Below are 20,364 nucleotides of genomic sequence, written 5' to 3'. Positions count from 1 at the left end.
AACAAAGGTAGCAAAAAAGCTAATAACAAACTAATCTATAATTATATTTGCGATGGAAGTTTATATTGAATATGCTATTATTGACAATTTTGCTTTTGATTATCTACTTTTTTATTGTGTCAACAAGACGCTAAAACTTAAAAAAGGGGTTTGGCATATAACGCTGTGTTCGTTGCTGGGCGTTGCGTTTGCTTTATCGTTGCCCTTGTTGAAACTCAACGGCATACTTTTATTTTTGGTAAAAAGCGTAGTTGGGGTCAGCTTATGTCTATTATTTACTCTAAAACGAAGTAAATTGCTAAAAATATATTCTATTTTACTATTTTTCGCATACACATTTGTTTTAGGGGGAGTTTTACTAGCCTTAATCTATGCGGTTGGAGATTTTAGCTTTGGTTCGGCTACGCTTAACTATTCGTCTAATATTCCTATCGGCATATACTTAGTAGCGATAGCGATATTTACCTATCTAGTTTATAGCGTTACTACTTATATAAATAAAGCAAGACATCAGGCGAAATTTAAGTATAGCGTAAGTTTAGTAGTTTTTGGCAAGACTTATTCCGTAGACGCTTTCTTAGATAGCGGAAATAGTCTAACTTACTTAGGCAGAGCCGTTTGCTTTGTGTTTTGCAAGTATTTATGTAAGAGTATAGGCAAGCAAATAGCCGAGCAAATATCTTGTGGAAACAAGGTACTTGAAAAGATTACTTATTCTACCGTTTCGGGGCAAAAGACAAGTTACGCTGTTCTTGCGACAATAAATAAGCAAGAAAACTATATAATCTTGTCAAAGCGAAATAGCGAACACGATATAATACTTAACTTGTTAGGAGGAAATTATGAAACTACTTGAACTTTTACGCAAAGTCCTACATATTGCCGAGCTTGATAATTTAGTAAATTATATTTGCGGTACTGAGGCGTTACCTAAGCCGTTGTCGCCCGAAGAAGAAGCTAGCTTGCTACTTGTAGTTGCTAGCGACACGACTGCTCGTGACAAATTAATCGAACACAACCTTAGACTTGTGGTTTACCTTGCCAAAAAATTTGAGAATACCGGCTTAGAGCTAGAAGACCTTGTTTCGGTTGGCACAATAGGACTTATTAAAGCTGTAAATTCTTTTGAAATGGATAAAAAAATTAAACTAGCAACCTACGCTTCACGTTGTATTGAAAATGAAATTTTAATGTATTTACGCAAAGTAGTGCGTCGCAAGCTTGAAGTATCTCTCGATGAACCGCTCAACGTTGACGGCGAAGGTAACGAACTGTTACTTTGCGACATTTTAGGCACAGATAGCGACACCGTCTTTAAGGATATTGAAGAATCTGTCGAGAAACAGCTACTCTTTTCTAGCATAAAAAAGTTGGGCGCAAGAGAACAACAAATAGTCTTGCTTCGCTTTGGTTTATTTGGTCAGGAAGAAAAAACTCAAAAAGAAGTTGCCGACTTACTTGGCATTTCTCAATCGTACATATCTAGGCTAGAAAAAAAGATTATAGTTAGGCTAAAAAAAGAAATCGTTAAACTTGTCTAGTTTTTATGTGGCTCAAAAGGTCATATTTTTGTTTAGGTTTAACCATAAGAGATAAATTTGTAGGTCAATAATGTGCAAACTTGTCTATTTTAACCCTAAGCTGTAAACGCACTTAATTTTTTGGTTTATGCAATAGACATAAATTATGCAAATTAATTAAATTATAGAATTTAAATATTTATTAACCGTAAGCGAGGTAGAATATGCGTATAGTATTAACTGGCGGTGGTAGCGGAGGACACGTTATCCCAAATATTGCTCTAATAGAACAACTTAAAGATAAATGCGAACTTTTTTATATAGGCAGTTCGGGCATAGAGCAACGGCTAATTGAAAAATTTAAATTTGTCAAATTTTATTGCTATAATCCGCCAAAATTTAAAAGAGAATTTGCTTTATCCAACCTAGCTTTGCCTTTTAAATTTGTAAAGGCTATGCGTCAAGTTAAAAAAATATTGCAAGAAATCAAACCCGACAAAGTGTTTAGCAAGGGCGGTTATGTGGGGCTACCCGTTGTTCTTATGGCAAATAAGTTAAAAATAAGGTGTATCGGTCACGAAAGCGACAGTAGCGTAGGACTTGCGCACAAACTTGCGCTTAACAAATACAGTACTTTTTTTACGGCGTACAATATTAAATTACCTAAGAGAAAATGTAATGTTATAAAAAGCGGAGCAATAATAAGGCAAAGTATTTATTTAGGCGAAAGGCTAAGTGGCATTATGGAAACGGGCTTTAACGGTCAAAGACCTATACTTCTTGTGTTAGGCGGTAGTCTTGGAGCAAATAGTTTAAATAAAAAAATTATTGAATGTAGCGATGTTTTAACTCGTAGTTACGATTGTTTTGTAATATGCGGTAAGGGAAAAAATAACTATATCAATCAACCTCATATAAGATTTGTAGAGTATTGCGATAACATAGCCGAAGTCTATAAGTGCGCCCGAATAGCTATCACTAGGGGCGGGGCAAGCGCTCTTGCAGAGCTTGCGTGTCTAGGCATACCATTTATATCAGTCCCGCTTATCAAGGCAAGCAGGCGTGAACAAGAGGCTAATACCGACTATTTTGTAAAGGCAGGTTGCGGTTTCAGGCTTAACGAAGAAAATATCAACCCAATTTCGCTTGAAAGTTACCTAACTAGAATTGAAAAAAACTATTCGGTTTTGCGTTCGGCTTCTAAGAGAATATGCTTTGATTCGACTGTTGAAATAGCCGAATATCTGTTAAAATAAATTATTTTTATGTAGATTATATTGAAAAATTTTACCTCGAATATTTTTAGAAAAAAGTTATTTAAAATAAATATGGTTTAAAAATGTTATTTTGCTAAACTACAAGACGAACAAATTTCTTCAATGAGATTTGTTCTTTTTATTGACACAAAATTTTGTCTACTAGTTAAATCGCTTTTGCGACTTAAAAATACGCTATTTGCGGTTTGAGAATTTTGAAAATACTCGGTTTGGTTGTTTGACGAATTCGGGTTTAATTTTTGACAAATTTTGGAGTCGAAAAAAGGTCTTAGAATAATTAAACTTAGGCTTTTTTCTTGCAAACGTTTAGCCCTTTCAGTTTGTTCGTTTAAATATTTATTTATATCAAAGTTAGCCAAACTTGCAGGTATTATATTAGAATTTAGTTTCTTTTCAATTTTATCCAAATCATAGTTCATAATTTTTCTCTCCCTAACAGTGTTTTATCTTATGCGTTTGCCTATGTAGCTATGTATTTTTTGCAAATATCTATTGACTTTTATCTTTTATAGTTGTATTATAACATCGCTAATATGACAACTGTATGTCATATTACATTTTATAATTTTAATTTTTTAAATAGTAAGGGGTAAATATGCAAAACAGTATTTTAGTGGGAATTGTACTTACGCTACTTAACAAAAAATTTGTCACAGCTAGTCAACTTGGTCAAAAATATGAAATATCTACTCGAAGCGTTTATCGTTATGTAGATACTTTGTGCGAAGCGGGCGTTCCCATATTTAGCAACAAAGGCAAGCACGGCGGGATAGGCATACTACCCAGCTATAAATTAAGCAATACTTATTTTACAAGTCAAGAATTTGCCAGGCTTAAACAAGCCATAACCACATTTGACGTTCAAGACAATATAACTACAACCGTACTAGACAAAGTCGATGCGCTTGCCGAGTCGTTAAACGTTTCTAGTTATGTTTTAGGTAGCGCTCAACTTGTAGTAGATACACCGCAAAGTCCTCAAATGCAGTACAAGCTTGCCACTTTAACCGACGCTGTGATAAGAAGAAGAATTTGTTCAATAGTTTATCACGACAATGTCGGGCAAACTTCTACACGGGATATTTTGCCTTGTTGCCTACTTCTTAAAGGCGGTTTGTGGTACATTTATGCTTTTTGTCTTCTTAGGCAAGATTTTAGATTTTTTAAGATTACCCGCATCGCCGAATTGACTATTAGTAATCTCGAATTTAAACCAATCGAATATGATATTTCTAAGGCAAGCCAGTTGCATACTCCTACTATCGAGCCGGATATAGAGTTTTCATTTGATTTTAAGGCTATTATTAAGACTAAGGTTGAAGAGTGGCTAGGAATTGAGGCGGTAACAAGCACAGACAAGGGCTATACGGCAAGCGCAAAATTACCCTTTGACGATTTATTACTGTCAAAATTAGTTAGTTTTACAAGTAATATTAGCAACGTTTTTCCAGAGCAACTTGCCTATAAACTTAAAGCCATTATGATTGACGCTTTGAGAAATTATAGCTTTAAGGTCATTTCAAGAAACGACGCTAAAAATTAGATAATTTGACTAAATTAGTTAAGTTCTATGCGTTGGTAAATTAACCTAATTTTACAAAAAAATATTAAATTTTTACAAAAAAATAAAGACTTAGTTACAAGTCTTTATTTTAATTTATACAAACGCTTACTTAATTTTACTTAGTTAAAATTACTTAAAAAATATTAAAGTAATTTTTTAATTATCTTTTCGCCCTTTGTCATACTGTCTTTATTTGGATAACGAATAGTAATATCTAGGTAATTTTTCTTGTTAAGTATGCTCTTGTAGTGGGTAAACAAGTCAAAACCCGCTTTGCCGTGATAACTTCCCATACCGCTTTGCCCAACTCCGCCGAAGGCGAGGTGGTCGGTTGAGAGGTGAACTATGGTGTCGTTGATACAGCCACCGCCAAACGCTACCCTTGAAAGGACTTGCTTTTGAGTATTTTTATCGCAAGAGAACAAATATAACGCAAGCGGGTGAGTGTTTTGTTCTATTATTTTGTAAATTTCTTCAATATTATCAAATGGAATAATCGGCATAATCGGGCCAAAAATTTCTTCCTGCATAACTGCGTCTTGAATAGAAACATTGTCCATTATAGTGGGACATATTTTACGTTTTGTCGGTTCGCCATAACCGCCGTAGACTACTTTTTGGGGATTTATTAGACCAATCAAACGTTCATAATGTTTATCGTTAATAATTTTGCATAAGTTAGGGTTATCAATCGGCTTTTGACCATAGAAAAGTTCGATATAATATTTACAGCGTTCAATAAACTTATCTTTAATTGTCTTGTCTACTAAGATATAGTCGGGCGCAACGCAAGTTTGACCAGCATTAATAAATTTGCCCCAGCTTATTCTTCTTGCCGTCAACTCAATATTAGCCGTTTTATCAACTATGCAAGGACTTTTTCCGCCAAGTTCAAGCGTTACTGGGGTTAAATTTACGCTTGCTTTTTCCATTACAAGTTTGCCAACGGATTTACTGCCGGTAAAGAAAATATAGTCCCATTTTTGTTCGAGTAGCGCCGAATTTACCTCTCTACCGCCCGTAGTCACCGCAACAAATTCGGGTGGAAAAATCGATTCTATCAATTCTTTAATCAATGCGCTAGTATTTGCCGAATAATTGCTCGGCTTAATTACTGCGGTGTTTCCGCTTGCAATTACCGACACAAGCGGTTCGATTGTAAGCATAAAGGGGTAGTTCCAAGGACTCATAATTAGAACTTGTCCATAAGGTTGGGGATAAATATAACTTTTTGCAGGAAATTGCGCTAGTGGCGTAGGAACACGTTTAATGCGAGCTAATTTGTTAAGATGTTTGAGCATATAGCGTATTTCGCCAAGCACAAGTCCCATTTCTGTCATATAGCAGTCTTTGCTACCTTTGGATAAGTCGGCATATATTGCAGACTTAATTTTGTCTTCCATTAATATAATCTGGTCACGTAGCTTTATTAAAGACGAACGTCTAAACGCTAGACTCTTAGTTGCTCCTGAGGCGAAAAACTCTGCTTGTTTAGCAATTACTGATTGATAATCCATATATTTTTCCTCCAAGACGAATAAATTTGCATATTTAATATTTTTGAGTATAGCACAAATTATTTAATTAGTCAATATCACTAAAAAGTCAATTTGCCTGATTTGCGTATAGGCATAAAGATTATTGTTAAAGTAAACACAGCTTATTTATATAGAAATTTATATAATTTAATTAAAAAAGCGTAAAAAAAATACTGTGCAATCTAGGTTGACTAGACAACGCCGAACAGGTATTTAAGTAGGTAATTACTCCAAAGTTTCCTTATAACACACAAAACAATCTGCTTAATGCTGCTACTTCCGTCCTGACATATTTCACAGCGTCCTGTTGTACAAGACCTTGTTATCAACACCCCTTGCTTAATCCACACTTCCCACATTGTAGCCGTCCAAAGACATTCGGCCTCGCTGTAGTGGATTGCGAGTGACAGGGCACCACTAGCTCCCCGCCTAGCACAGTAGTGATATTATATAGTATAAATTATATAAACGCAAGAGTTTTATTTAAACATAAGATGAAAATTAGATAAATTAAATAAGATATTTGTAGAAAATTAAATATTTATATTAAAAATTAATACATATAAACAGTTGTAATGCTTACAAATCTTTTTAAAAGTAAAACAAATACAATTTTTAAGGTCTATTCGCTTTACAAATTATCAAAAATTGATTAAAATTAAAATAATATTTTTAAATGCGTCAAGAGTTAGGACAAGACTATTTGGTATCTTAGTATTAGAGAGCGGTAAGCGTGGTGAAATACCGACTAAGCGACCTTACAAGCTATCGCCTAACCAGCAGATTAGCCCAAACAACAGCTTTAAAAGCGTTGTAGTAAGCTAATACGGTTGCTACCCCGTTATAAGTGGGCGGTATAAATGTAAATTTGTACGGTTTGAAATGGTAACTTTGTTGTGTCAAGTTTTTCTAACCAACAGAGTTTTTTTGTTGTAAAAAATGTCTTAAACCGACTAATTTATACCAAAATAGATTTAGCTAGTTATAACAAAACAACCTCATAACAATAAATTAATAATTAATCAATAAAAGAAATATACGGCATTAGTAATCTTTTAAAGGAGAAAAAAGATGTACAAAAAAGTTGATAGTTCGCTTAACTTTGTAGAAAGGGAAAAGGAAACGCTTAAATATTGGCAAGATAATAACATTGTCGAGCAATCTTTTGCAAGAAACGCAGGGCAAAAGAGTTTTGCCTTCTACGACGGACCGCCAACGGCTAACGGTAAGCCTCACATAGGTCACGTCTTGACTAGGGTTATTAAAGACTTAATACCTCGTTATAGAGTTATGAAAGGCTACTCGGTGCTAAGAAAAGCCGGTTGGGACACACACGGTCTGCCCGTTGAGCTTGAAGTTGAAAAACAATTAGGTCTTGACGGCAAACAAGATATTGAAAAATTTGGCATCGAGCCTTTTATAAAAAAATGTAAAGAAAGCGTATGGAAATATAAGGGCGAGTGGGAAAATTTATCTCAACGGGTCGCCTACTGGGCGGATATGAAAAATCCTTATATTACTTACGACAACAACTATATTGAGTCGGAGTGGTGGGCTTTTAAAGAAATTGACAAAAAAGGACTACTTTACAAGGGGCATAAAATTGTGCCTTATTGTCCTCGTTGCGGTACGGCGCTATCTTCTCACGAAGTTGCGCAGGGTTACAAGGACGTTGAAGAAACTTCGGTAGTTGCAAGGTTTCTAAGCGTTGACCAACCTAACACCTATTACCTTGCTTGGACTACAACTCCTTGGACTTTGCCTAGTAACGTTGCGTTATGCGTCAATCCCGACGAGATATACGTAACAATTAAGCAAGACGATAAATACTACATTCTTGCAAGAGATTTAGTTATAAACTTCTTTGAAAATTGCGAAATTGTCAAAGAACAACGAGGCAAAGAGCTTGAAGGTAAGAAGTATATTCCTCTTTTTGCTTATCAAAAAGAAGTCAATGCTTACCGCATTGTTTGCGACGGTTATGTAACGCTTACCGACGGCACGGGTATTGTGCATATTGCGCCGGCTTTTGGCGAAGAAGACTCCCGAGTGGGCAAGAAATATGACCTTCCGCTAGTACAAATGGTGGATACAAGGGGTAAATTTGTTAAAGAAGCTACTGGTCTTGCCGACATATTTTGCAAAGACGCCGACAAACTTATAATTGCAGATTTACGTAAGCGTGGACTGCTCCACAAAGAATTACTATACAAACACAGCTATCCTTTTTGCTGGCGTTGCGATACTCCGCTAATCTATTACGCTCGCAAAAGTTGGTTTATCAAAGTTACCGATATTAAAAAGCAACTTATTGAGAGTAACAACTCGGTTAATTGGTTACCCGAGAGCATAAAAGAAGGCAGAATGGGCAACTTCCTTGAAAACGTTATAGACTGGGGCGTAAGTAGGGAAAGATATTGGGGTACGCCGTTGCCTATTTGGGTATGCGACAAATGCGGTAAAACTCATATTGTTGGCAGTAGGAAAGAGCTTGACGAATTGTCACACTGCGGACAAGTCGAACTTCACCGTCCCTATATAGATAAAGTTACTTGGAAATGCGATTGTGGCGGAAATTATGTAAGAACGCCCGAAGTTGCGGACTGTTGGTTTGACAGCGGTTCTATGCCTTATGCGCAGTTCCATTATCCCTTCGAAAATGTCGAACTTTTTGAAAAGAACTTTCCAGCCGACTTCATAAGCGAGGCAATCGACCAGACAAGAGGGTGGTTTTATACTCTACTTGCCGTATCGACTTTATTGTTCGGCAAGGCTAGTTTTAAAAATTGCGTCGTACTTGGGCTTGTTGGCGACAAAGACGGCGTAAAAATGAGCAAACACAAGGGCAACGTTGTCGACCCTTGGGTACCGCTAGAAAAACAAGGCACAGACGCCGTAAGGTGGTATTTCTATACGGCTTCGCAACCCTATTTGCCTAGTCGCTTCTATGACGAAGCGGTAAGCGAAGCGCAAAGAAAATTTTTAGGCACATTTTGGAACACTTACGCTTTCTTTGTTTTGTATGCCGATATAGATAAATTTAATCCTAGCAAATATAATATAGAAAATTGTAAACTTTCAGCAATGGACAAGTGGATACTTAGCAAAGTTAATTCGCTAGTTAGAGTTGTTGACGAAGGACTCGAACATTATCAAATAACCGACTCGGCAAGGGCGATTGAGGAATTTAGCGATTTGCTATCTAACTGGTATGTTCGTCGTTGTAGAGAAAGATACTGGGGCAGTAGTTGGACAGAGGATAAACAGTCGGCTTACGTAGTTTTGCATAAAGTTCTTGTAACGCTGTGCAAGGTTTCAGCGCCATTTGTACCCTTTATTACCGAAGAAATGTACTTAAATCTAGTACCCGAATTTTTTGCCGATGCGCCTAAATCAGTGCATCTATGCGACTTTCCCGCAGTAGAAGAAAAATATATTGATAAATCTCTTGAAAAAGGTATGGATATTGTTAGAGATATAGTAGCTCTCGGGCGAAATTGTAGAAACGCAAGCAATATAAAGAATCGTCAACCTTTAAGCAAAATGTATATTGTAAGCGACTATAAAATAGACAAATTTTTGCAAGACATTATTAGCGAAGAACTTAACGTTAAAGAAATTTTGACAGCCGAAGGGGGCGAACAATTTATTTCTTACGAGCTTAAACCGCAATTAAAGACGCTTGGACCAAAATATGGCAAACTTCTAGGTAGTATTAGACAATTTTTAACCACTTGTAACGCAATAGATGTTGTTGATACGGTAAGAAGCGGTAAGACCTATGTCGTAACCCTTCAAGGACAGCAAGTTGAGTTTACCGCCGACGACCTACTTATTACAACTCTTAGTAAAGTCGGTTACGCAACTGCAAATATTAGAGATATTACCGTCGCTCTTGATACGACGCTAAGTAAAGAGCTTGTCGAAGAAGGACTGCTAAGAGAACTTATTTCAAAAATACAAACTATGCGCAAAGAATGCGGTTTTGTAGTAACCGACCATATTGGCATCAGCCTTTCGGGCGACAAAGAAGTGGTCGAAATTGCAAACGCAAAGGCCGAAATTCTTAAAAAGGAAACGCTTGCCGACGCTATTGGCATAAACGACGGACAAATTAAAGAATTGGATATCAACGGACACAACGTTAAAGTATCCTTAGTGGTGATAAAGTGATAGCGCAAGATTGGAAAGATTATTTAGTGCTTACAACCGGCGAAGGGCAAAAAGTTGAAAAATGGGGCGACATTATTTTGTCACGCCCCGACCCACAAGTTATTTGGAAGAATTGCGGTGTTTCGATAAGTCCGCACGCAATATACCACCGAAGTTCAACCGGCGGAGGCGAATGGGAATATCTTAAACCTATGCCTGATAAATGGACGGTAGGGTGGAAAAATTTAAAATTTATAGTTAAACCTATGGGCTTTAAACATACCGGATTGTTCCCCGAACAAGCTGTAAATTGGCAAATTATGATTGACTTAATCAAAAATGCCAACCGTAAAATCAACGTGCTTAATTTGTTTGCCTATACGGGCGCAGCGACAGTTGCGTGTAGTTACGCAGGAGCTAACGTTTGCCACGTAGATAGCGCAAAAAATATGGTTGAACGTGCAAAAGAGAATGTTGCGCTCAATAAATTATCCAATATGCCTATAAGATATATTGTAGATGATTGCGCAAAATTTGTTAAACGAGAAATAAATAGAGGAGTTAAATACGACGCTATTATTATGGACCCGCCTAGCTACGGCAGGGGCGCAAATGGCGAAATATGGAAGCTTGAAGACAATTTATATGACTTTGTCAATTTGTGTTGTCAAGTTTTAAGCGACAAGCCTCTATTTGTTTTGATTAATTCCTATACGACAGGGCTTCAACCTATGGTGCTTGAAAACATTTTGAAACTAAATTTACAAAAATATAAAGGCAATATTACGGCGTACGAGGTAGGTTTACCTACGCAAGAGGGCATCAACCTTCCTTGCGGAGCGTCGGGATTATTTGTAGGGGTGTAATAATGAAAGAATTTACTATTGACGACGTTCCAATACTTTACGAAGATAACCATATTCTTGTTGTGGTCAAACCTCAAAATATACCTACCCAAGAAGACAAATCTGGCGATTTAGACCTACTCACCTTACTTAAAGGCTATATCAAACAAAAATATAATAAAGAGGGCGAAGCCTACTTAGGGCTTGTGCATAGACTTGACCGTCCAACAGGCGGAATTATGGTATTTGCCCGCACAAGTAAAGCCGCCGCAAGACTTAGCGCTACTTTTGTCACTCACGAAATTGAAAAGCGTTACTTAACCGTACTTTGTGGCGAATTGCATATTCCACAAGGCACACTAACCTCTTACCTTAAAAAGAACGCTCTAACTAACACCGTTTACGTTTCTAACGTCGGTACTGCGGGGGCAAAGAAAGCCACGCTAGATTATAAAGTTCTTGATTATGCCGAAAATCTTAGCTTGGTTGACGTCGTACTCGAAACGGGTAGAAGCCACCAAATAAGAGTTCAATTTGCTTCTCAGGGCAATGCGGTGTTTGGCGACGTTCGTTATGGCGGAGATAGGTTTGGCAAAGGTAACCTTGCTTTATTTGCTTATCAGCTTGTGCTAACGCACCCTGTTACAAATAAACGTATGGTGTTTGTATGCTATCCGCCCGAAGACTTTCCTTTCAATCTTTTTGACGTCAATAAATATATCGACTATTTCCATCAAGACGAATATTAAACGATGTCAATTAAATCAACAATTTAACATAAATTTCAAATAACTATTTTAATCAATAATTTAATAATTAAGGGAGAACATTTTTGTTCTCCCTTAATGAGTTAAAATACTAAAATATATAACTATTGTGTGGCTGAGATATCATAAGCTAAAATTAGGCGTTTGCTCATAGCCGAGCAAACGCCTAATACATACAAAATTGTTCTAGGGGGGGGCGTTTTTGTTACTTTTGGGCTACCGCTACCGCTACTGCGCAAGCGACTGTTGCGCCGACCATAGGATTGTTGCCCATACCAATAAGTCCCATCATTTCTACGTGGGCAGGCACGCTCGAACTACCTGCAAATTGCGCATCGCTGTGCATTCTGCCCATAGTGTCGGTCATACCATAGCTAGCAGGACCTGCCGCCATATTGTCGGGGTGAAGCGTTCTGCCTGTGCCACCACCGCTTGCAACCGAGAAGTATTTAATGTTGTTTTCAACCGTCCATTTTTTGTAAATACCTGCTACCGGGTGTTGGAAACGAGTGGGGTTTGTGCTGTTGCCCGTAATAGAAACGTCAACGTGTTCGTGTTGCATAATAGCTACGCCTTCGTTTACGTCGTCTGCTCCGTAACAACGAATATTAGCTCTTTCGCCCTTGCTAAACGGTATTGATTTAATTATTTGTAGTTTTTCCTCTTCGTGGTCAAAATATGTTTGAACATAGGTAAAGCCATTAATACGACTAATAATGTAAGCTGCGTCTTTGCCCAAACCGTTAAGAATAACTTGTAGAGGGGTCTTGCGCACTTTGTTTGCTGTTTTTGCAATGCCAATAGCGCCTTCGGCTGCGGCAAAACTCTCGTGTCCTGCAAGGAAGGCAAAACAAGAAACGTTTTCGCTAAGAAGCATAGCGCCAAGATTGCCGTGACCTAGTCCCACCTTGCGGTGGTCGGCAACGCTACCCTTAATGCAGAATGCTTGTAGCCCTACGCCTATTGCTTGCGCAGCGTCGGCGGCGGTTATACATTTAGAATTAATTGCAATAGCGCAACCTACCGTATAAGCCCAAACTGCGTTATCAAAGGCGATAGGTTGAATTGACTTAATTATTTCTTCGCAATTTATACCTTTATTTACGCAAATATCTTTTGCCTGTTGAAGGTCTTTAATGCCATATTGAGCTAAAACTTCGTTTATATGGTCTATTCTACGATTATAACTTTCAAATGTAATCATTTTTCTACTCCTTGCGTGGATTGATGACTTTTACAGCTTCATCAAATCTTCCGTATGTGCTTGTAGCCTTTGCCAATGCGTCTGTACCCGACATACCTTTTTGCACGTAATCCATCATTTTGCCAAGACTTACGTCCTCGTACCCGATAATCTCGCCGTTTGCGTCAAGCGCTAACTTAGTAATGTAGCCTTCGGTCATTTCTAGATATCTTACGCCTTTTGCTTTTGTAGAATAAATTGTGGCTATTTGACTACGTTGTCCTTTGCCTAAGTCTTCTAGTCCTGCGCCAATAGGTAGCCCTGCGTCCGAAAAAGCCGATTGCGAACGACCATAAACAATTTGCAAGAACAATTCTCTCATAGCTACGTTGATAGCGTCGCAAACAAGGTCGGTATTTAAGGCTTCAAGAATAGTTTTTCCGGGTAGAATTTCTCCTGCCATAGCTGCGGAGTGAGTCATTCCGGAACAACCCAACGTTTCGATTAAGGCTTCTTCAATTATGCCTTTTTTAATATTAAGCGTAAGTTTGCAAGCGCCTTGTTGAGGGGCGCATCTGCCAACACCGTGTGTAAGACCAGAAATTTGGCTAATCTCCTTGACTTGTGTCCACCCGCCCTCTTGTGGAATAGGTGCGGCGCCGTGGTCGCAACCCTTTGTCACGCAAGTCATATTTTCAACTTCGTGTGTGTAATTTGGCATAGTATTTCCTCCTAATTTATTTAATATCGTCATTATTATATAATTTTATAAGCGTTTGGGCAAGTGATTTTGTATTATATATTGACTTGACGATTTTTTATGATATAATCTAGCTATGATATGTGATTTACATCTTCACTCCGTCTATTCGGACGGAAAATTAACGCCCGAAAAATTAGTAAGAAGAGCCAAAGACCGAAATATCGACTGTATCTCGCTTACCGACCACGACACAATTAGCGGAGTTAGCCAAGCTATTAATTGCGGAGAAATGTTGGGCGTACAAGTTTTAAGCGGAATTGAAATATCTAGTTACGAGGAAATTGAAATTCATATTTTAGCGTACAATATTGACTACGCTAACCCTTGTCTTGCTCGTGAACTTGAAGAATTGCAAGATTTACGCAAAGTTCGCAATTACTGTATAGCTGAAAAGCTTGCTACTTTTGGTATTAACATAGATATGGACGAAATATATTCTCAAACGTCTAATAAGACTATCGGTAGACCCGACATAGCCGACGAGATGGTAAAACAAGGCGTAAGTCCAACTCGCAACGCCGTTTTTGACGAATATTTAGGCTTTGGCAAAAAGGCTTATGTTAGGTCAAAAAGGCTTACTCCAAGAGAAGCGATTGAGTTAGCCACAAGATACGGCGGTTCGCCTGTTCTTGCCCACCCCAAAAATCTCAAATTAGCCCAACACGTAGTAGCCGAACTTGTAGCCAATCTTAAAGGTTTTGGTTTGCAAGGTATTGAAGCCGATTATTATGCGCATACTGATTTTGAGCGTAAGTTTTACCGTTCGCTTGCCGACAAATACAAATTAATTGTAACTGGCGGTAGCGATTATCACGATAGCACTCACGGTGGGGACGGAGTATTTACCCCCAATAAATTGACAAGAAAGGTGCTAAATATTAAGGAAGTATAGATGAAAGAATTTACAAAAAAAATCGTAATTATTCTTATGCTCACAATTTGTTTTGTGAGTATTTTTTTGCCAAATTTTGCAAATGCGGAAATGACGTGGAATGTAGCCGTAAAGGTAATTTATAATGATAAAACGTGGAAATATAGTCTTAACCAACACTTAACTTCTTTAAGCGAATTTAGAATTAAAAACGCTCAAATTTATAGTTCGGTTAAGACTAAACGTAAAATAATTACCGAGTTAATCAATCAAGGCTACACCTGCGAACAAGCAGTATGCTATGTTTTGCCAAGTATAAGGGAATTTGTTTCTTCGATAGAAAAAGAAGTCAACTTTGCGCCAACAAACGCAACCGCTTCTTTTACTAGGCAAGGTAATTTCAATTATACTAAGGATAAAGACGGAATTAAAGTAGATAAGACAGCCTTTTTCCAAAATTTAATTGAAAATTTAGACAATTCTTTAACTTTATACCTTCCAACTATAAATATTGTCGCCGAAAAAACATATCAAGATATGTTAAACGCCACCACTTTAAGGGGTCAATTTAGCACGACTTTTTATAGTAGCGGACAAGCGAGAAGCGACAATATCGCCAGAGCCTTGTCAAACTTTAACGGTTTGATTATACCTAAAAATAAGACAATTTCTTTTAACGACATAGTTGGAGAACGCACCCAAAGAAACGGCTATAAGATGGCTAAAATAATCGTCGACGGCAAATATGTCGATGGCGTAGGCGGAGGAGTCTGTCAAGCCTCAACCACGCTTTATAACGCTCTTTTGCTTGCCGATATTACTGTAAACAAGCGTTCGCCACACTCTTTAACAAGTAGCTATGTCGCCCCAAGTTTTGATTGTATGGTAAGTTCTACGTCTAATTTAGTATTTGTCAACAATACGTCAAGCGATATTTATATCTACGCTTGCGTAAGCGATAAAAAGGCTACTATAAAAATTTTTGGCGAGAAGCTCGATTACGAGATTAAGCGAGTTAGCAAAATTTTTCAAAAAGAAAGCTGTAAAGAAAGCGTAATTATAGATAGAGAGGGCAAATATTTAGATAAAGTTAAATACGACGACGAGCGGTATATTTTGTCTTACGGTAGCGATGCGGTTACTTCAATAGGCGAATTACACTATTTTAAAAATGATAAGTTGGAGAAAATAAAATTTTTATCAAAAGATAAATATAGAGGTTGCGACCGAATAGTGGTAGTTGGGACGCAAAAACGACCGCTAAATATACCTAAAAATATTTTGCCAAATCAAATCGAACCAATACCAAACGAATAAATCAGTAATTATATCAATTAACAAACTAAATATGTCTAAACCTATATTTTTAAAAAATAAAATTTAAAATGTAAATTTTTAAAAAAGATTGTTCAACCTCGTGTTATTTGTGGTAGAATTATAAGTAGCGGAGGTTATCAAATGAAAAAATCAAGATTAATTACCAGCGTACTTCTAGTTATAATTTTATCGCTCACTGTTTTTGTCAGCGCTTGCGGAGTAGACGGAGAAGACATTGTCACTAAGGGCGAATATATGGAGTTTGGGCTGTATCCGCAAGCAATAAAAGCCGATAATGTCACAGTTGAGCAAACTGCCGGCGAAGACGGATATTTTTTAGGTAGCGACGGCTTCAAATATGCTAAGCGTACGGCAAAATTATATGATAAAGACAAGCAATATAAGTTTAGCGACGGAACAATAATTGTTGAAGGGCAAGATTACTATTTTAAAGTCGAGCCTATTAATTGGCGAATTCTTTCTAAGGGCAGTTCGATTATGTTACTTACCGACAAAGTTATAGATTGCGTAAGTTATAGCGACGACCAAAAAACAGGACAAAACCCTAACAATTATGAAAAAAGCTCATTAAGACATTGGCTTAACAATAGTTTTTATGGTCAGGCATTTGATTCTAGCCAGCAGGACAAATTACGTTTAACCGAATTAGATAACAAAAAGACGGCGTATAGAGGCGAAAACAACAAATATGCGATTTGTCAAGCTAATACTTTTGATGCAGTCTTTTTACTTAGTTTAGTAGACGTTCTTCAAACAAAATATGGTTTTTCTACGGCTATGCAAGTAGGCAAGGTTAGGGCAAAAGTTTCTAGCGACTTTGCAAGATGTAACGGATTATGGATTTCAACCGTTCAAGACACCTATGGAACTTGTTGGTGGTGGCTACGCTCGGCTGACCCCGACAGCGACAAACGTGTTTCGCACGTAGGCAATATGGGCGCTATTTCTAATTATTGCGACGTTATTGAAACAAGCGTGGGAGTTGCGCCGGCAATAGTAATTTCAAATTACTAATTAGCCTATGTAAACTAAATAATGTGCAAGGTAAACATTTTTGGCTATAAGTAAATCTTATAGCTTTTTTAATTAATTTAAACCGAATAAAAAAATATAAATTAATAAACTGTAAAATAGTTTGTCAAGTTAAATTGAGTTAAAGTTGAAAAATTCTTGTAAAATAAGTTGAGATGTTGTATAATAATCATTAACCTACTTAGGAGAAAATAAAATGGCAAAAGCTATCGCAAAAAAAGAAAACGACATAGAAGGACAAATAGCAAAAGGCAGAACGTTACCTCATAGCGTTGAAGCCGAGCAAAACTTACTAGGTTGTTTAATCAATGACAACGAAATAGCTACCGACGTTATGGGCGAAATATCCATTGACTGGTTCTACTTGCAGTCGCATAAAGATTTATTTAACGCAATGTATCAAATACACTTGTCAAATAATCCTATTGAGCTTGCAACGCTTACAGACGAACTAGAACGCAACGGCAAACTTGCTCAAATTGGCGGAATAGAATATTTATTGACTTTAACCGATAGTATGCCCAGTTCGGCAAATTATAAGGTATATAAGACCATAGTCGAACGATGTTTTATCTTGCGTAATTTAATTCGCACTTGCGCAGGCATAATCGAAGACGCCTATGTTTCTTCTAGCCACGAGGCTTCTACTGCAACCGCCGAACAAAAAATTTACGATATTAGTCGTGGCAAAGTAAATAAATCAATTATAAATATTGCCGACACAATTAGCGATGTTTTAGTCAAATTTGACCAAGCGCATAGAGATAAAGGCGCAATAAATGGTATTGCCAGCGGTATAATCGGGCTTGACTCTAAGACAAGAGGGTTTCAAAAAGGTAATTTAATTATTCTTGCCGCCCGTACGGGTATAGGTAAAACTTCCCTTGCTATGAATATGGCAGAACACGCCGGTCTTTTAGGCAAAAAAGTCGCTATCTTTTCGCTAGAAATGCCCAATACCGAGATTGCTCAAAGATTGCTTTGTTCGCTTTCGGGCGTATCAATGGAAAAAGCCTTAAAAGGTAGACTTAACGAGTTTGACTGGGCAAAAATTAATAAAGCAAGCGACTTACTTAACAAGATAAAAATATTCGTCGATGATTCCTCGGTTACTACTCCTAGCCAAATACTTGCAAAGTGCAGGCGATTAAAGGCAAGAGAAGGGCTTGACTTTGTAATAATCGACTATCTTCAACTTATGACTATGGACGCAGGCAGACCTGCCGAAAGTCGTCAAAGAGAAATTAGCGAAATATCTAGGTACCTCAAAATTATGGCAAAAGACCTAGAAGTTCCTGTACTTGCCTTGTCGCAACTGTCAAGAGAAGCGGACAAGCGTGAGAATAAAGAAGGCAAGAAGCCAATCTTGTCTGACCTAAGAGAATCAGGCTCGATTGAACAAGACGCCGATATGGTTCTATTTATTTATCGCAAACAAGGCGAAGAAGTCGTAGCTACCGATAGCGAACAAGACGCCGAAATAAATATAGCCAAGAATCGTAACGGAGCAACAGGCACAATTAACGTTAAGTGGCTACCGCAAATAGTACGATTTGTCAACGACGACGCCGAAGCAAAGCAAAAGTTAGACGGTTCAAGCAAAGAAATAGTAACCGATTATCAAGGCGAAGACGTAGCCTTGCCTAACGAAAACGACGCTCCTATCGAGCAAGACGACAATCAACCTATTCAAGTTAATCTCGAACAAGTCGAACTCGCAACCGACGCAAAAGTCCAACATAAGCCCGACCAAGACACAAAGGGTTCTAACGGCGGGCTAGACTATTAACAATTAAATTAACAAACACAAACAGTATAAAAAGTAAGAATAATTTTGGAGAATATTTAAACTATGTCAACAAATTACATCGAAGCAATCATTGAAAGCGATATAGAGAGTAAAAAGACCGAGCAAGTTCAAACACGTTTTCCGCCCGAGCCAAACGGTTACCTACACATAGGTCACGCTAAGTCGCTATGTATAAATTTTGGTATGGCGGACAAATATAACGGTACTTGCTACCTAAGATATGACGATACTAATCCAAGCAAAGAAGGCGAAGAATTTGTCAAGTCAATAGAAGAAGATATAGCGTGGTTAGGTTTTAAGTGGAAGGAGATTAGATTTGCTTCTAGCTATTTTGACATTACCTATGCCCTTGCCCTTGATTTAATAGACAAGGGTCTTGCCTATGTTTGCGACTACTCTGCCGAGCAAATAAAACAAACAAGGGGAAATTTAACCGAGGCAGGGCAAAATAGCATTTTCCGCAGTCGTAGCGTCGAAGAAAATCGTCAACTATTTATAGATATGAAGAACGGTAAATTTGCCGACGGCGAAAAATCGCTTAGAGCAAAAATTGATATGGCGTCGCCCAACCTAAATATGCGTGACCCTATAATTTACCGCATTTTAAGGGCAACCCACCACAATACAGGCGATAAATGGTGCATCTATCCAATGTACGACTTTGCCCATCCAATAGAAGACGCAGTCGAAGGCACGACACACTCGTTATGCACGCTGGAATTTGAAGACCATAGACCGCTGTATAACTGGGTAATCGAGAATTGTACTCACAAATACTTTAAATCTATTCCTCAACAAATTGAGTTTGCAAGGCTTAACCTAACCGATACAATTATGTCAAAGCGGTTTTTAAAAGCGCTTGTCGACAACAAAAAAGTTATGGGTTGGGACGATCCAAGACTACCCACATTATGCGGAATAAGAAGAAAAGGTTTTCCAAGTCAAGCCATTAAAGACTTTTGCAATCGTATCGGCGTAAGCAAGGCAAATAGCGAAGTCGAGTGGGGCTACTTAGAAAGTTGCGTAAGAGAACATCTCAATACGTCTTGCGACAGAGTTATGGCGGTTGCAAATCCAGTAAAAGTTACAATCATTGATTGCCAAGACGAGTTGCTTGATATTGAGAACAATCCTAACGAGCAAGTTCAAACTTACCGCAAAGTAAGCTTTGGCAGTCAAATATATATTGACGGCGCAGATTTTGCCCTTGTTCCTCCGCCAAAATATTACAGGCTTAAACCCGATGGTTACGTAAGGCTTAAAGGCGCTTACATTATCCATTGCGACAGCTATAAATTAGATAAAGAAGGCAACGTTATCGAAGTTATTTGTTCAAAAGTGCCAAATAGCAAGAGCGGTCAAGATACTAGCGGAGTTAAAGTAAAAGGCGTTATTCAATGGGTAGACGCTACAAATTGCTTAACCGCAACGGTTAGACACTTTGGAAAACTTCTTAGAGAGGGTAGCGAGGAATTACCTCTACTTGAAAGGCTTAGCGATAATTCGCTTACCGAAAATGAAATTTTAGTAGAAAATTCTTTGAAAAATTCTAAGGTAGGGCAGTCATATCAGTTTATTAGAAACGGATATTATTGTTTAGATAAAGACGCCTGCAAGGATAAATTAATCTTTAACGAAATTGTTCCGCTCAAAGATAATTTTAACAAATGATGTTGACATTATGTGCAAAGAAAGTTATAATAT

General features: G+C 37.7%; 16 protein-coding genes and 1 other RNA gene. 12 read left to right on the top strand and 5 right to left on the bottom strand.

Annotated elements, in window-relative coordinates; translation table 11 throughout:
• Positions 1 to 52: 52 nt before the first annotated feature.
• From RR062_04385 to RR062_04375, 3 genes are all read left to right on the top strand, one after another.
• Positions 53 to 856, top strand: coding sequence for a sigma-E processing peptidase SpoIIGA (locus RR062_04385; protein MEG2026946.1), 804 nt, complete (start codon positions 53 to 55; stop codon positions 854 to 856).
• Positions 843 to 1,541: an RNA polymerase sporulation sigma factor SigE gene (sigE, locus tag RR062_04380; GenBank protein ID MEG2026945.1), complete on the top strand. Its 699-nt coding sequence runs from the start codon at positions 843 to 845 to the stop codon at positions 1,539 to 1,541. The genes RR062_04385 and sigE overlap by 14 nt, the downstream gene beginning before the upstream one ends.
• Before the next feature lie 203 nt (positions 1,542 to 1,744).
• Positions 1,745 to 2,776 carry a UDP-N-acetylglucosamine--N-acetylmuramyl-(pentapeptide) pyrophosphoryl-undecaprenol N-acetylglucosamine transferase gene (locus RR062_04375; GenBank protein MEG2026944.1) on the top strand — a complete coding sequence of 344 codons (1,032 nt, stop codon included), beginning with the start codon at positions 1,745 to 1,747 and terminating at the stop codon, positions 2,774 to 2,776.
• Between the two features lie 86 nt (positions 2,777 to 2,862).
• Here the strand turns inward: RR062_04375 and RR062_04370 are convergent, their stop codons facing one another.
• A complete protein-coding gene (locus RR062_04370; GenBank protein ID MEG2026943.1) occupies positions 2,863 to 3,216 on the bottom strand; it encodes a hypothetical protein in 354 nt (117 codons plus the stop codon).
• Positions 3,217 to 3,392: 176 nt separating this feature from the next.
• Between RR062_04370 and RR062_04365 the strand changes: the two genes are divergently transcribed.
• Entirely contained in the window at positions 3,393 to 4,340 is a 948-nt protein-coding gene (locus RR062_04365; GenBank protein ID MEG2026942.1) for a YafY family protein, read from the top strand.
• A 164-nt stretch (positions 4,341 to 4,504) separates the two neighbouring features.
• On the opposite strand, the gene RR062_04360 is transcribed toward RR062_04365, so the two are convergent.
• Positions 4,505 to 5,878, bottom strand: coding sequence for an aldehyde dehydrogenase (locus RR062_04360; GenBank protein ID MEG2026941.1), 1,374 nt, complete (start codon positions 5,876 to 5,878; stop codon positions 4,505 to 4,507).
• A 194-nt stretch (positions 5,879 to 6,072) separates the two neighbouring features.
• Positions 6,073 to 6,337, bottom strand: an RNA gene (gene ffs, locus RR062_04355) — signal recognition particle sRNA large type.
• Positions 6,338 to 6,970: 633 nt separating this feature from the next.
• Between ffs and ileS the strand changes: the two genes are divergently transcribed.
• From ileS to RR062_04340, 3 genes are read left to right on the top strand one after another with little or no spacing between them, the layout of a single operon-like run.
• Positions 6,971 to 10,072: an isoleucine--tRNA ligase gene (ileS, locus tag RR062_04350; protein MEG2026940.1), complete on the top strand. Its 3,102-nt coding sequence runs from the start codon at positions 6,971 to 6,973 to the stop codon at positions 10,070 to 10,072.
• Positions 10,069 to 10,917, top strand: coding sequence for a class I SAM-dependent methyltransferase (locus RR062_04345; GenBank protein MEG2026939.1), 849 nt, complete (start codon positions 10,069 to 10,071; stop codon positions 10,915 to 10,917). The genes ileS and RR062_04345 overlap by 4 nt, the downstream gene beginning before the upstream one ends.
• 2 nt (positions 10,918 to 10,919) lie before the next feature.
• A complete protein-coding gene (locus tag RR062_04340) occupies positions 10,920 to 11,645 on the top strand; it encodes a pseudouridine synthase (protein MEG2026938.1) in 726 nt (241 codons plus the stop codon).
• A gap of 223 nt (positions 11,646 to 11,868) precedes the next feature.
• On the opposite strand, the gene RR062_04335 is transcribed toward RR062_04340, so the two are convergent.
• Entirely contained in the window at positions 11,869 to 12,867 is a 999-nt protein-coding gene (locus tag RR062_04335) for a GGGtGRT protein (protein ID MEG2026937.1), read from the bottom strand.
• 4 nt (positions 12,868 to 12,871) lie between these two features.
• Positions 12,872 to 13,567, bottom strand: coding sequence for a hypothetical protein (locus RR062_04330; protein MEG2026936.1), 696 nt, complete (start codon positions 13,565 to 13,567; stop codon positions 12,872 to 12,874).
• Between the two features lie 115 nt (positions 13,568 to 13,682).
• Here RR062_04330 and RR062_04325 point away from each other — a divergent pair, with 115 nt between their 5' ends.
• The 5 genes from RR062_04325 (at position 13,683) to RR062_04305 (ending at position 20,331) form a co-directional block, all read left to right on the top strand.
• The gene (locus RR062_04325; GenBank protein ID MEG2026935.1) at positions 13,683 to 14,501 is read left to right on the top strand and encodes a PHP domain-containing protein; all 819 of its coding nucleotides are present in this window, start codon (positions 13,683 to 13,685) and stop codon (positions 14,499 to 14,501) included.
• Positions 14,502 to 15,797, top strand: coding sequence for a VanW family protein (locus RR062_04320; protein MEG2026934.1), 1,296 nt, complete (start codon positions 14,502 to 14,504; stop codon positions 15,795 to 15,797).
• Positions 15,798 to 15,938: 141 nt separating this feature from the next.
• A complete protein-coding gene (locus RR062_04315) occupies positions 15,939 to 16,832 on the top strand; it encodes a DUF6273 domain-containing protein (protein MEG2026933.1) in 894 nt (297 codons plus the stop codon).
• Between the two features lie 214 nt (positions 16,833 to 17,046).
• Positions 17,047 to 18,639 (top strand): replicative DNA helicase, encoded by a 1,593-nt coding sequence (gene dnaB, locus RR062_04310; GenBank protein ID MEG2026932.1) that lies wholly within the window; start codon positions 17,047 to 17,049, stop codon positions 18,637 to 18,639.
• A gap of 63 nt (positions 18,640 to 18,702) precedes the next feature.
• The gene (locus RR062_04305) at positions 18,703 to 20,331 is read left to right on the top strand and encodes a glutamine--tRNA ligase/YqeY domain fusion protein (GenBank protein MEG2026931.1); all 1,629 of its coding nucleotides are present in this window, start codon (positions 18,703 to 18,705) and stop codon (positions 20,329 to 20,331) included.
• The last annotated feature ends 33 nt before the right edge of the window (positions 20,332 to 20,364 follow it).

It is taken from the genome of Clostridia bacterium (genome assembly GCA_036654455.1).
Taxonomy (GTDB): Bacteria; Bacillota; Clostridia; order Christensenellales; family CAG-314; genus JAVVRZ01.
The sequence above is the reverse complement of the archived record's forward strand: the minus strand, read 5'-3'. Positions and strand labels throughout refer to the sequence as shown.